This is a genomic window from Actinoallomurus spadix (assembly GCF_024055725.1).
Taxonomy (GTDB): domain Bacteria; phylum Actinomycetota; class Actinomycetes; order Streptosporangiales; family Streptosporangiaceae; genus Actinoallomurus; species Actinoallomurus spadix.
The window spans coordinates 24,390-37,486 of the sequence record NZ_JAMXMX010000041.1; the positions used below are offsets into that span (position 1 = coordinate 24,390).

The following is a 13,097-nucleotide window of genomic DNA, read 5'->3' on the forward strand; positions in this document are numbered from 1 at the left end:
GATCCGACGCAGACCCGGTTACTCCGCCGTGAGGCGGTCGAGGGCCGCGCGCACGCGAGTGAGGGTGCGGTCCCGGCCGATGATCTGCAGCGACTCGAACAGCGGCAGGCCGACCGTACGGCCGGTCACGGCGACGCGGATCGGGGCCTGGGCCTTGCCGAGCTTCAGGCCGTGGCGGGCGCCGATCTCCTCGGCCCGCGCCTTGAGCTCCTCGGCCGTCCACTCCGCGTCCTGGAACGCCTCCAGCGCGCCCCGGAGGATGTCCGCGGCGGGCTCCTTCATCGCCTTCTTCCACGATGCCTCGTCGATCACCGGCTCGTCGAGGAACGCGAAGTCGACCATGGCCGTGATCTCCGACAGCACCGCGACACGCGTCTGGGCGAGCGGCGCGAGCCGGGCGAAGACCTCCGGGTCGTACCGTTCGGGCGACCACGGGGCGTACGGCTCGCGGAGCCAGGGGGCGCACCGCTCGACGAAGTCCTCGACGGGCAGCGCCCGGATGTACTCGCCGTTGAACGCGCGCAGCTTCTTGACGTCGAAGAAGGCCGGTGAGGGGTTGACGTCCTCGAGCCGGAACTCCTCCTCGATCACGCTCCACGGGACGATCTCGCGGTCGCCGGACGGCGCCCAGCCCAGCAGCATGAGGTAGTTGCGCATGGCCTCGGCGAGGAAGCCCTCGGCCTGGTAGTCCTCCAGCGCGACCTTGTCGCGGCGCTTGGAGAGCTTCTGCCGCTTCTCGTTCACGACGACCGGCACGTGCGCCCAGACCGGCGGCTGCGCGCCGAGCGCCTCCCACAGCAGCTGCTGCTTCGGCGTGTTGGACAGGTGCTCCTCGGCACGGATGACGTGCGTGATGCCCTGGATCTTGTCGTCGACGACGTTGGCGAGCATGAACAGGACCGAGCCGTCGCCGCGGGCGATGACGAAGTCCTCGATGTTGGCGTTCTCGAACGTCGGCTTTCCGCGGATCAGGTCGACGACGGTGGTCACGCCCTCGTCCGGGGTGCGGAAGCGCAGCGCCCGCCCGGGGCCCGCCTCCAGGCCGCGGTCGCGGCAGTGGCCGTCGTAGCCGCGGTAGGAGTCGCCGGTCCGCGCGATCACGTCGTCGCGCGTGCAGTCGCAGAAGTACGCGCGGCCGTCCGCGCGCAGGCGCTCGACGGCCTGGCGGTGCTCGTCGGCGTTGCCCGACTGGAAGTACGGCCCTTCGTACTCGTCCTCGTCGATGCCCAGCCAGGCGAGGGCGCGGATGATCCCCTCGATCCACTCCGGGCGGTTGCGGGAGGCGTCGGTGTCCTCGATGCGCAGCACGAGCGTGCCGCCGTGCTGGCGGGCGAACACCCAGTTGTGCAGCGCGGAACGCGCTCCCCCGACGTGGAACATGCCGGTCGGTGACGGCGCGAACCGGACTCTGACGGTGCCGGAGGTGTGCTCCGGGGAAGAAGGGTCAGTCACGGGACACCACTGTATTGCTGAGCGTGCCGATGTTCTCGATCGCCACGGAGACCTCGTCGCCGACCTCCAGGGGCCCGACGCCCTCCGGGGTGCCGGTGAGGATGACGTCACCGGGCAGGAGCGTCATGACCTTGCTGACGTACTCGATCAGCTCGGGGACGCCGTGCAGGAGTTCCTTGGTACGGGACGACTGCCGCGTCTCGCCGTTCACCGCGGTGGTGATGGCCAGGTCCGACGGGTCGAGCTCCGTCTCGATCCACGGGCCGAGCGGGCAGAACGTGTCGAAGCCCTTCGCCCGCGTGTACTGGCCGTCGCGCCGCTGCAGGTCGCGCGCCGTGACGTCGTTGGCGCAGGTGTAGCCGAGGATGACGTCCGTGGCCCGCGACGCCGGGACGTCGCGGCAGAGCCGGCCGATGACGACGGCGAGCTCGCCCTCGTAGTCGACCCGTTCGGACAGGCTCGGGTAGGCGATCGTCTCGCGGTGACCGATCACAGCGGTGGACGGCTTCATGAAGATGACCGGCTCGGCGGGCGGCTCGCCGCCCATCTCACGGGCGTGCTCGGCGTAGTTCTTGCCGATCGCGACGACCTTGCTCGGCAGGATCGGCGCCGTCAGCCGCACGTCCGCCAGGGGCTGGCGTTCTCCGGTGAGCTGGATCTCACCGAACGGGTGGGCGGCGATGGTGGCGATGGTCTCGTCGTCCTCGACCACGCCGAAGGACAGGCCGCCGTCTTTGGTGAACCTCGCGATACGCACGATACGAGGCTATCGACACCGTGACAGTGCGACCGCCCCCGGCCTCGGTCTGACCGGGCCCGGTCGCCGGGATCGGCGGCTCAGCCTGCGACGAACGCGCACGGCGCGCCGTTGAGACGGCAGCCGGTCGGCATGGACGGCGCGCCGGAACCCCCGAACCGCACCTGCAGGGACGCTCCGGGCGCGATCGGCGGGGACGTCGCCGTTCCGGTGAGGATCGTCTCCGTTCCGCGCCGCTGCAGCACGGCGTCCCAGGTGTTGCGGATCTCGGCGCCCGGATACGTGAAGGACAGCGTCCAGGATCGCATCGGCCGGCTCTCGTGGTTGGTGATCGTGGCGGTGGCCTCGAAGTAACCGGCGTCGCGCTCGACGGTGCGGTACGGGACCTGCGCGACCGGGGCGGGTGCGCTGTGGGTCGGGGAGGGCGCGCACGGCCCGTGCCCGCAGGGTGCGGGGGCGGTGGACGGCGCCGGGCCGCCGCTCGACGAGCCCAACACGGCCACCAGGACACCGATCGCGACCAGCAGCACGCCCGCGCCGGCGACGGCGACGATGGCGAGCCTCCGTGAGACCCCGCCTCCGGTTCCGCGCGGTTTCGCCGGTGGCCTCGGTGCTCCCGGCGGGAAGGGGACGCCCCGCTCCCCCGGCGCGCCGTACGCTCGCGGCGCCGGCCCCTCCACCGTCGCGGGCGCGCCGTACGGGTCCGGCGGCGGGACCGGGAGGCCCGCCTCGACGGTCACCGGAACGTCGTGCCGGACGGGAACGCTCTCCTGGACGGTCGCCGGCGGAGTGGGCGGCGGCTCGGGCGGCGGGACGACCGGCCGCAACTGCACGTCGGTCGCCGGTACGGGCCGCGCGGGGCGCGGGATCTCGTCGGTCGTCCGCAGGTGCGGGAGAACCTCCCCACCGTCCCGTTCGCCCACCGTCGTGGCACCTCCCTCTCCCTCAAGGATTTCGACGATCGGCGGGCCGGGTTGGTTCGCCATGTGCGCGAGCGCCCGCACGATCGGTTTCGTGCGGGCGCTCGCCGAGTGAAGGGTTACGGGGACTCGATCGGCCGGCCGAGGGCCCGGCAGGCGGCGAGCCGCTGCTGCCGCTCCAGCATCGCCGTGATCGACCGGACGGCCTCGGGCCGCCGGCGGCCGACGTCCGCCAGCCAGTCGCCGGCCTCGGCGATCAGCCGCAGCTCGGCGTCGCGGTCGTACCGCAGCGAGTTCGTACGTCGCTTGGGAACCATGCGACCTCTCATTCGCCGGTGATCTCGTCAAGGAACATGAAGGCGCCGACGAAGGCGACTCCGCCCGCCACCGGCCGGCCATGCGATTGCCGGCGTCCTCCCGTTCCGGCAGGGGCCCGTCGCTTTTCTCGCGGCGACGACGACCTCGGCCGTACGGGGAGAGTGTGGCGCTTGATGACCTTCGTCCGCTACCGATTTTCCAACCTCGGGTGACTTTCCGGTGTCCCGAAGGCCTCTTCTTCCCAGCGGTGGCGCCAGCGCAACGCTCTCACCTGCGGAGATCCACGTCAAACGAAATTAGATTCCGAACGGTCGCCGCACTGGAGACGACCGTCACTTGCGATCATGATATTGATCTACAAAGCGGTTGCATCACGACATACCACTGGAATGTGCAGGCTATTCGCGTGTTCATTTGCACGTGCACGAGCACGTTCCTGATTCGTGCCGCATGCGCCGCCGAACCACCCCGCGAACGACACGCCGCGGCCTTCAGGACGCCCCGGCGTGGAGTGGCGCGCGCGGCGAGAGAGGATTCCCCCATGAGCGTCGTGAAGATCAACGTGCTGACCGTACCCGAGGCGATGCGGGAGGAGCTGGAGCGCCGGTTCGCCGACCGCGCCGGTCTCGTCGAGAACGCCGAGGGTTTCGAGGGCTTCGAGCTGCTCCGCCCGGTCGGGGGAACCGACCGCTACTTCGTCTACACACGCTGGCGCAGCGAGGAGGACTTCCAGCGCTGGGCCGAGAGCCGGGCGTTCGCGGAGGGACACGCCCAGGCCACGGCGGAACGCGGAGAGGGACACGGGCACGGCCACGGACATGGGCACGGCGGCACGGCGGCGACCGGAGCCGAGCTCTGGGCGTTCGAGGTCGTCGAGCGGGTCACGCCGAAGGAGTGACCCGCTCGGCCGCGCCTCAGGAGACGCCGTATCCGGCGCGGAGGAGGCAGTAGGTCACCGACTCCGCGAGGGCCTCCCACGAGGCGGCGATGACGTTGTCCTCGACACCGACCGTGCCCCACTCACCGGAGGCGTCACTGGACTCGATGAGGACCCGGGTACGCGCGTCGGTGCCGTGCGCGCCCTCCAGGATCCGCACCTTGTAGTCGACGAGCTCCAGAGCCGACAGCTCCGGATAGATCCGCTCCAGGGCCAGCCGCAGGGCGCGGTCCAGGGCGTTGACCGGCCCGTTGCCCTCACCGGTCGCGATGATGCGCTCACCCTTGGCGTGCAGCTTGACCGTCGCCTCGCTGACCATCACACCGTCGGGCCTGCGCTCGACGATCGTCCGCCAGGACTCCACCTCGAAGTAACGCGTGCGCTCGCCGTCGAGCTCCTCGCGCAGCAGGAGCTCGAACGACGCGTCCGCCGCCTCGAAGGTGTAACCGGCCGACTCGAGCTCCTTGACCCGCTCCACGACCTGCCGCGCCTTGTCGCCGGACAGTTCGTATCCCAGCTCACGGCCCTTGAGCTCGACCGACGCCCGGCCCGCCATGCTGGAGATCAGCATGCGCATGTCGTTGCCGACCAGCTCCGGGTCGATGTGCTGGTAGAGCATCGGGTCGACCTTCACCGCCGAAGCGTGCAGGCCCGCCTTGTGGGCGAACGCCGACATGCCGACGTACGGCTGCTGAGAACCGGGCGCGATGTTGGTCACCTCGGAGACGGCGTGCGCGATCCGCGTCATCTCCCGCAGCTCGACGCCGAGGTCGTAGCCGCGCTTGAGCTGGAGGTTGCCGACGACCGTGAAGAGGTTCGCGTTGCCGCTGCGCTCGCCGTACCCGTTGGCGCAGCCCTGCACGTGCGTCACCCCGGCGCGTACGGCCGCGAGGGTGTTGGCCACCGCGCAGCCGGTGTCGTCGTGGCAGTGGATGCCGAGCCGCGCGCCTTCGGCCGCGACCTCGGCGACGACGTCGGCCAGCTCGTCGGGGAGCATCCCGCCGTTGGTGTCGCACAGGGCGATGACGTCCGCGCCCGCCTCCGCGGCGGTGCGCACGACCTCCAGGGCGTAGGCGGGGTTCGACCGGTAGCCGTCGAAGAAGTGCTCGGCGTCGAGGAAGACCCTCTGGCCCTCCGCACGCAGGTGGGAGACGGTGTCGCGGATCATCGCGAGGTTCTCCTCCAGCGTCGTGCGGAGGGCCAGCTCGACGTGCCGGTCGTGACTCTTGGCGACAAGAGTCACGACCGGCGCGCCGGACTCGCGCAGCGCGGCCACCAGAGGGTCGTCGGCGGCCTTCGCACCGGCCCGGCGGGTCGCGCCGAACGCGGCGAGCTGCGCGTGCTTGAGATCGAGCTCGGTCCGGGCTCGCCGGAAGAACTCGGTGTCCTTGGGATTGGCCCCGGGCCAGCCGCCCTCGATGAACCCGACTCCCAGCTCGTCGAGGCGGCGAGCGATGATCAGCTTGTCCGCCACGGTGAGGTTGAGGCCCTCCTGCTGGGCCCCGTCGCGCAACGTCGTGTCGTAGACGTGGAAGCCGTCGTCCCGCATGGGTCGATCCCCTTGGTAGTCCCGGAATGTTGCCGGCGCCGCAAAACAAAATGACCCCTCACGGGACGTGAGAGGTCTGCGCGCCGGCGGAGTGCTCGTTCAGGTGCCGGCGCGCCAGCCGATAATGACCAGGCTGTTGCGCATGATGGCACCGAGTGTGCCACACCCCCGCCGCGACGGACACATCGGTCTCGCCATCCGAGACAGAACCCGCCCACCAGCGGTTTCACGATACCCGAGAGCGCGAATCGAACTGACTATCGCCGATTCTCCTGCGCGCGGTCATCACCATCGACTACCTTCCGTGACTTGCCATGCACTTTACGTTCTGGACGACGGGAGAGGATGATGGGACCATGTCCATCGTGCTGGAGAAGCCGATCGACCTGGGGACCGACGACCGCACCGACATCGAGCGCCGTTACGACGAGCTCAGCGAGCGCTGGCCGGACCGCAAGGTCGAGGTCATCGACGGCCGGATCGTGGTGAGAGAGGTGCCCACCACTGATCACGCCGACATCATCTTCCGTCTCCTGCTCCAGCTCATGCCCTTCGTCACCGAGCGTGGCTGGAAGATCTGGCAGGACGTCGCGCTCTTTCTCGGCCCCCAGGTGGACCGGTACCGGCCGGATCTGCTGGTCGTGCCGCAGGATCCACCCCGGTGGGGCGACGATCACGTCTTCGGCAACGCCACGCATCTCGTCGTGGAGGTCGTCTCCAAGAGCAGCGTCCGCGACGACCACGAGGTGAAGCCGCGGACCTGCGCGCGCTGGGGCGTGCCGCTCTACCTGGTGATCGACGGGTTCGGCGGGAAGGCCCGGCTGCTCAGCCATCCTGGCCAGGACGGGTACGCGCAGGAGATCGACGTCAAGCTCGGGGAGCCGCTCCCCCTGCCGGAGCCCTGGGACCTGACCCTGGACACCGGCCGCCTGGCGGGCTGACCTCGTCCCGCTTCCGCAGGTCGGCATCGCCTCGTACGCTCCGAGTCCAGCGCGGACGAAGCGGTCTCGGATTCCGAGACCGGACAACGCGTTCACAAAGGATCTTGATCGGCCGCACGTGGCCAGGACGTCGAGCTTGCGATCATAGAACGGTCAGGATTCCTCTGGCCGCTCTTCGAGGGGAACAGATGAGCACGGGGCAACGACGGCCTGCACGGGGGCATGTCGTCTCTTGGGACGACGAATCGGGTTGGGGGGTGCTCGCCTCGCCGGAGGTGCCCGGCGAGGTGTGGGCGCACTTCTCGTCCATCCGCCTGGCCGACCCGGGCGGCTTCCGCGCGCTGAGTCCCCGGGATTCCGTCCTGTTCACCTGGGAGGAAGCCGAGCAGGACGGCTACCTCTTCCGGGCGGTCGAGATCCACCCGGACCCAGGTCGCCGGCGGAGCGCACGGAAGAGATGAGCGTCGGCCACCGGCATGAGGGTGCGTCTCCCCCGGGGAAGACGCACCCTCATCGTGTCCGGTGTCAGGCGAGCTTGTAGATCCAGCCGTACGGGTCGGGGCGGTCGCCGTACTGGATGCCGACGAGCTCCTCACGGAGCCGCATGGTGACCGGGCCCGGCTCGCCGGAGCCGACGAGCCACTCGTCCCTGGCGCTCTTGACCCGGCCGACCGGGGTGATCACGGCGGCGGTGCCGCAGGCGAACACCTCGGTCAGCTCCCCGGAGGCGTTGCCCTCGCGCCACTGGTCGGTGGAGATACGGCCCTCGGCGGCGGGGATCCCGAGGTCGGGGGCGAGCTTGAGCAGCGAGTCCCGGGTGATGCCGGGGAGCAGCGTGCCGGTGAGCGAAGGCGTCACGACGCGGGCGTCCGCGCCGGAACCGTACACGAAGAACAGGTTCATGCCGCCCATCTCCTCGACCCAGCGGTGCTCGTTGGCGTCGAGCCACACGACCTGGTCGCAGCCCTCCTGGACGGCCTGGGCCTGGGCGACGAACGCGGCGGCGTAGTTGCCGCCGCACTTGGCGGCGCCGGTGCCCCCGGGGGCGGCCCGGGTGTACTCCTCCGACAGCCACACCGAGACCGGCTTGATCCCGCCGGTGAAGTAGGCGGCCGAGGGCGAGGCGATGACGATGAACAGGTACGACGACGACGGGCTGTTCACGCCGAGGCCGCGCTGCGTCGCGATGATGAAGGGACGCAGGTAGAGGCTGTGGCCCTCCTGGGCCGGGACCCAGTCGCGGTCGGTGTCGACGAGGAGCTCGAGGGACCGGACGAAGGTCTCCTCGGGGATGGGCGGCATCGCCATCCGCTCGCAGGAGGCGTTGAAGCGGGCGGCGTTGGCCTGCGGGCGGAAGGCGGCGATCGATCCGTCGGCCCGGCGGTAGGCCTTCAGGCCCTCGAACAGCTCCTGGGCGTAGTGGAACACCGCGGTCGCCGGGTCAAGGCTCAGCGGCGCGTACGGCTCGAGGCGCGCGTCGTGCCAGCCGTGTTCCGTGTCCCACCGGATCGTGATCATGTGATCCGTGAAGACCTGGCCGAAGCCGGGCTTCTCCAGGAGGCGTTCGCGCTCGTCCGCCGACACGCGGTGGTCGGAGAGCCGGATGTCGAAGTCGATGCTCATCTGAGGTCCTCTCGCGGTACGGCCTCGTCGCCGCTCCGTACCCATTGTCGCCTTTTGTCGCGTTCAAGTCTCCTTACCGCACGGCAGCCCAAAACGGGCGCGCCGTGGGGCGCGCCCGGAGGGTTTCCTTGATGGGAGAGGCGCGCCCTAGCCGGCTACTCGCTCGGCGATGTCGTCGCCCGCCTCGCGGGTCGAACGCGCGGCCCAGGCGCCCTGGCGCTCGATGAGGTCGTCGGCGACGGCCTGCTCGACCTTGCGGGCCTCGTCGGCCAGGCCGAGGTGGTCCAGGAGCAGCGCGACGGAGAGGATCGTGGCGGTCGGGTCGGCCTTGCCCTGCCCGGCGATGTCGGGAGCACTGCCGTGCACGGGCTCGAACATGCTCGGCGCCGCGCCGGTGGGATTGATGTTGCCGCTGGCCGCCAGCCCGATGCCACCGGCCACCGCCGCGCCCAGGTCGGTGATGATGTCGCCGAACAGGTTGTCGGTGACGATCACGTCGAAGCGCTCCGGCTGGCTGACGAAGAACATCGTGGCCGCGTCGACATGGGAGTAGTCGACCTCGATGTCGGGGTATTCGGCGGCCACGGCGTCGACCGTACGCGACCAGAGGTCGCCCGCATAGGTCAGGACGTTGTTCTTGTGGACGAGGGTGAGCTTCTTGCGCGGGCGGCGGGCCGCCTGCTCGAACGCGTAGCGCACGACGCGCTCGACGCCGAACGCGGTGTTGAGGCTCTCCTGCGTCGCGACCTCCTGCGGCGTGCCCTTGCGCAGGACGCCGCCGGCCCCGGCGTACGGGCCCTCGGTGCCCTCCCGGACGACCAGCATGTCGATGTCCTCGGGCCGGGTGTCGGCGAGGGGCGTCTCGACGCCCGGGTAGAGCCGGACCGGCCGCAGGTTGACGAAGTGGTCGAGCTCGAACCGCAGGCGGAGCAGCAGGCCGCGCTCCAGCACGCCGCTCGGCACGCTTGGGTCCCCGACGGCCCCCAGCAGGATCGCGTCGTGCTGCCGGATCTCCGCCAGCACGGAGTCGGGCAGCGTCTCGCCGGTCCGGTGCCACCGGGCCGCGCCCAGGTCGTACGGCGTCTGCTCGATCTTCATGCCGAGCGCGTCGAGGACCTTCAGTCCCTCGGCGACGACCTCGGGGCCGATGCCGTCGCCCGCAACGACGGCCAGCCGGATGCTACGGGAAGCCATGCACGTACCTTAGCGGTTCGTCTCATCTCATGAGAACTCGTCTCACACTATGGGCGATTCGTGACCGGCCCGGGGGACGTCGGCCGCGCCGGCGATGGCCCGGTCGAACACCAGTGTGCGGGCGGTCGCCAGCCCGGTCGCCAGCGCGCCCAGCACGACGGCGTCGTCGCCCAGGGGTGACACCTCGACGCGCGGCGAACCCAGCGGCGTCATCGTCTCCAGCCGGTCGCGGACCTCACCGAGGAAGACGTCGGCGCCGTGCCCGCCGATCCCGCCGCCGAGGACGATGAGCTCGGGGTCGAGCAGCGCGATCACACCGGCCAGCGCGTGGGCGACGTGGTCGGCCTCCCGCGCCACCGTGCGCACCGCGACGGGATCACCGTCCCGCGCCGCGTCGAAGACCCGCTTCGCGGTGATCTCGCCGGTCATGCCCATCCGCCGCGCCGTGGCGACCACCGCCGGCGCCGAGGCGACCGACTCCAGCATTCCGTGCCGCCGGGAGTCCGCGGCGCGGGCGAGCGGATCGGTCTCCCCCATCGGCAGGAAGGCGATCTCCCCGGCGGCGCCGCGCGAACCGCGGTACAGCCGGCCATCGACGATGATCCCCATGCCGATGCCGGTGCCGATCGAGACGTAGACGAAGTGCCGCAGGCCGGCACCGAGGCCGTAGCCCTGCTCGCCGAGGGCGGCCAGCGCGATGTCGTTCTCGATCCCGAACGGCGCGGGCAGCCGCTCGGCGAGCTTGGCGGTGACGCCCGGTTCGTTCCAGCCGGGGATGTTCGGCGCGAGGTCCAGGCGTTCGTTCTCCGCGTCGTGGACGCCGGGCGTGCCGAGGACGATGTGGGTGATCTGCCCGCCGGCCGCCGCCGCGAGGTTGTCGACGATCTCTCCGAGTTGGTCGATGAGCGCGCCGGCGTCGCCGGCGTCCGCGGGGACGTCCTCCCGCACGGTGATCTCGCCGCCGAGGTCGGCGAGGGCGGCGCGCACCCACTGCCGGCCGACGTCGAGGCCGATCACCCAGCCGGCCTCGGGGCGGATCTCGTACAGGAGCGCGGCGCGCCCCGCGTTGCCGGTCCGGTGCCCGACCGGGCGGACGAGTCCGGCCCGCTCCAGGTCGGCGAGGGCCAGGGAGATCGTCGGCTTGGACAGCCCGGTCGCCTCCGCCAGCTGTGGCCGGGAGACCGGGCCGAGCAGGCGGATCCGCTCGTACACGGCCCGCTCGTTCATGATGCGCAACACGCTCGTGGTGTTGGCCGTCTCCCCGCCGCCGGGCACCGTCATCCCCTCCCGTGGGTCGCTGACGGAAGTGTCCCATGTCCCCCGGGGCTTGCTTTGTTAGGGAGCCTCTCTTACATTCTCTGCAACGTCGCTCACCAGCGAGAAGGCGGTAACGCGCCACGAAAGGGAGTGGGGAGTCATGTCGTCTCCCACGGCGCCGGGGTTCGAACGACGCCTCGGACTGTTCCAGGCCACCACCGTGAACATGACCCAGATGTGCGGCATCGGGCCGTTCGTCACCATCCCCGCCATGGTCAGCGCGCTGCAGGGCCCGCAGGCGATGTTCGGCTGGCTGATCGGCGCGATCATCGTGGTCGCCGACGGTCTCGTGTGGGCGGAACTCGGCGCGGCGATGCCCGGCGCCGGCGGGACGTACCTCTACCTGCGGGAGGCGTTCCAGTACCGCACCGGCCGCCTGATGCCCTTCCTGTTCGTCTGGTCGGCGGTGCTGTTCATCCCGTTGATCATGTCGACCGGGGCGATCGGCCTCGTGCAGTACGCCGGCTACCTCTGGCCCGCCCTCGTCCACGGCAACGGGCTGTCCGGGCTCGGGCACGTCTTCGCGATCGGCGTCGTCGTCCTCGTGGTGCTGGCGCTCTACCGCCGCATCGGCGACGTCGGCAAGCTCACCTCGATCTTCTTCGTCGTCATGCTGATCACGGTCCTCGGCGTGATCGTCGCGGCGTTCACCCACTTCCACGGCAGCGTGGCCTTCGGCTTCCCGGACGGCGCGGGCTCGAAGTTCTTCAGCGGACTGGGCGCCGGCCTCGTCATCGCGGTCTACGACTACCTCGGTTACAACACCAGCGCCTACCTCGGCGCGGAGGTGCGCGACCCGGGCCGCGTCATCCCCCGCTCGATCGTCTACGCGATCCTCGGCATCATGGCGCTGTACTTCCTGCTCCAGGTCGGCGTGCTCGGCGTCGTCCCGTGGCAGCAGGCAAAGGAGTCCAGCTCCGTCGCCTCACTGGTGCTCGAACGCGCCTGGGGCAAGGGCGTCGCCCAGGTCTTCACGGTCGGCATCATCATCACGGCGTTCGCGTCCGTCTTCGCCGGGCTGCTCGGCGGCTCGCGGGTGCCCTACAACGCGGCGCGCGACAAGGTGTTCCTCCCGTGGTTCGGGCGGCTGCACCCGCGCCTGCACTTCCCCACCGCCGGCCTGTACGCGATGGGCCTCATCACGGCGATCGGCTCGCTGTTCACCCTCACCGACGTGATCAGCATGCTCACCACGGCGTTCGTGCTCGTGCAGTCGATCGCGCAGGTCGTCGCCCTCACCGTGCTGCGCAGGCGCCAGCCGAACCTGCCCCGCCCCTACAAGATGTGGCTCTACCCGCTGCCGAGCATCGTCGCGCTGGCCGGGTGGGTCTACATCTACCAGGCCGCCGGGGCCAAGCCGATCCTGCTGTCCCTCGCCTGGCTGGCCCTGGGCGTCATCGCCTACCTGCTCTGGGCCCGCGCCGAGAAGACCTGGCCGTTCGGCCCCAGGGAGATCCGCGAGTCCTTCATCGAGCCCGCCGAACCCCAGGGGCAGGCCGCATGACGACGGGCACCACGTCGGTCGGCGAGTTCGTGCTCGGGATCGACTTCGGGGGGACCAAGGTGGCGCTCGCGACGGCGAGCTCCACCGGGGAACGGCTGCGCGGCACGCGCCTGCCCACCCGCGCCGCGGACGGCGCGGAGAAGGTGGTGCGCCGGGTCCTGGACGCGGCCCACGGCCTCATCGACGAGACGCCCGGCCGCCTCGTCGCGGCCGGCGTGTCGACGTTCGGGGTGATCCGGGAGGGCCGGGCGCGCCTCGCGCCGAACGTACCGGGCTGGGAGGACCTGCCGCTGCCCGCCCTGCTCCAGGACGGCCTCGGCGTACCCGCCGTGCGCGTCGACAACGACGTCAACGCGGCGGCCGCCGCGGAACTGCGCTGGGGACGGCTCCAGGGCGCCGGCGTGGGCCTCTACGTGAACTTCGGCACCGGGACCGGCGCGGCGCTGGTGGTCGGCGGCCGGGTGGTGCCCGGCACGCACGGCGCCGCCGGTGAGATCGGCTACCTGCTGCGCGACCCGGCCGAGCCCGGGTACGCGGCCGGGCACGCGCCGCTGGAGGAGTACACCTCCGGCAGCGGGCTGGCCG

At 70.8% G+C, this 13,097-nt stretch carries 13 protein-coding genes; 5 read left to right on the top strand and 8 right to left on the bottom strand.

Annotated elements, in window-relative coordinates; translation table 11 throughout:
• Window positions 1-18: 18 nt before the first annotated feature.
• The 4 genes from gltX to NE235_RS35340 form a co-directional block, all read right to left on the bottom strand.
• On the bottom strand, window positions 19-1,452 hold the full coding sequence (gene gltX, locus NE235_RS35325; protein WP_308206203.1) for a glutamate--tRNA ligase: 1,434 nt from the start codon (window positions 1,450-1,452) through the stop codon (window positions 19-21).
• Entirely contained in the window at window positions 1,445-2,209 is a 765-nt protein-coding gene (locus NE235_RS35330) for a fumarylacetoacetate hydrolase family protein (protein WP_252810931.1), read from the bottom strand. The genes gltX and NE235_RS35330 overlap by 8 nt, the downstream gene beginning before the upstream one ends.
• Window positions 2,210-2,289: 80 nt before the next feature.
• On the bottom strand, window positions 2,290-3,132 hold the full coding sequence (locus NE235_RS35335; RefSeq protein ID WP_252810933.1) for a cellulose binding domain-containing protein: 843 nt from the start codon (window positions 3,130-3,132) through the stop codon (window positions 2,290-2,292).
• A 116-nt stretch (window positions 3,133-3,248) separates the two neighbouring features.
• On the bottom strand, window positions 3,249-3,446 hold the full coding sequence (locus tag NE235_RS35340) for a hypothetical protein (RefSeq protein ID WP_252810935.1): 198 nt from the start codon (window positions 3,444-3,446) through the stop codon (window positions 3,249-3,251).
• A 542-nt stretch (window positions 3,447-3,988) separates the two neighbouring features.
• Here NE235_RS35340 and NE235_RS35345 point away from each other — a divergent pair.
• A complete protein-coding gene (locus NE235_RS35345) occupies window positions 3,989-4,345 on the top strand; it encodes an antibiotic biosynthesis monooxygenase family protein (RefSeq protein WP_252810937.1) in 357 nt (118 codons plus the stop codon).
• Between the two features lie 16 nt (window positions 4,346-4,361).
• Here NE235_RS35345 and cimA read toward each other — a convergent pair whose 3' ends face one another.
• Window positions 4,362-5,933, bottom strand: a complete 1,572-nt coding sequence (cimA, locus tag NE235_RS35350) for a citramalate synthase (protein ID WP_252810939.1) — start codon at window positions 5,931-5,933, stop codon at window positions 4,362-4,364.
• A 356-nt stretch (window positions 5,934-6,289) separates the two neighbouring features.
• On the opposite strand from cimA, the gene NE235_RS35355 reads away from it, so the two are divergent.
• Together NE235_RS35355 and NE235_RS35360 are read left to right on the top strand one after the other, a co-directional pair.
• The gene (locus NE235_RS35355) at window positions 6,290-6,874 is read left to right on the top strand and encodes a Uma2 family endonuclease (protein WP_252810942.1); all 585 of its coding nucleotides are present in this window, start codon (window positions 6,290-6,292) and stop codon (window positions 6,872-6,874) included.
• A gap of 257 nt (window positions 6,875-7,131) precedes the next feature.
• Window positions 7,132-7,335 carry a hypothetical protein gene (locus NE235_RS35360; RefSeq protein WP_252810944.1) on the top strand — a complete coding sequence of 68 codons (204 nt, stop codon included), beginning with the start codon at window positions 7,132-7,134 and terminating at the stop codon, window positions 7,333-7,335.
• A 64-nt stretch (window positions 7,336-7,399) separates the two neighbouring features.
• Here the strand turns inward: NE235_RS35360 and NE235_RS35365 are convergent, their stop codons facing one another.
• The 3 genes from NE235_RS35365 to NE235_RS35375 form a co-directional block, all read right to left on the bottom strand.
• On the bottom strand, window positions 7,400-8,497 hold the full coding sequence (locus NE235_RS35365; protein ID WP_252810946.1) for a branched-chain amino acid aminotransferase: 1,098 nt from the start codon (window positions 8,495-8,497) through the stop codon (window positions 7,400-7,402).
• Between the two features lie 147 nt (window positions 8,498-8,644).
• The gene (locus NE235_RS35370; RefSeq protein ID WP_252810948.1) at window positions 8,645-9,691 is read right to left on the bottom strand and encodes a 3-isopropylmalate dehydrogenase; all 1,047 of its coding nucleotides are present in this window, start codon (window positions 9,689-9,691) and stop codon (window positions 8,645-8,647) included.
• A 42-nt stretch (window positions 9,692-9,733) separates the two neighbouring features.
• Window positions 9,734-10,972, bottom strand: a complete 1,239-nt coding sequence (locus NE235_RS35375) for an ROK family transcriptional regulator (RefSeq protein ID WP_252810950.1) — start codon at window positions 10,970-10,972, stop codon at window positions 9,734-9,736.
• A gap of 136 nt (window positions 10,973-11,108) precedes the next feature.
• Here NE235_RS35375 and NE235_RS35380 point away from each other — a divergent pair, with 136 nt between their 5' ends.
• Both NE235_RS35380 and NE235_RS35385 read left to right on the top strand, forming a co-directional pair.
• Complete coding sequence (locus tag NE235_RS35380; protein WP_252810952.1) at window positions 11,109-12,512, top strand: APC family permease; 1,404 nt, start codon at window positions 11,109-11,111, stop codon at window positions 12,510-12,512.
• Window positions 12,509-13,097, top strand: a 589-nt coding sequence (locus tag NE235_RS35385) for an ROK family protein (protein WP_252810954.1), incomplete at its 3' end; no start/stop codon positions are given. The genes NE235_RS35380 and NE235_RS35385, both read left to right, overlap by 4 nt.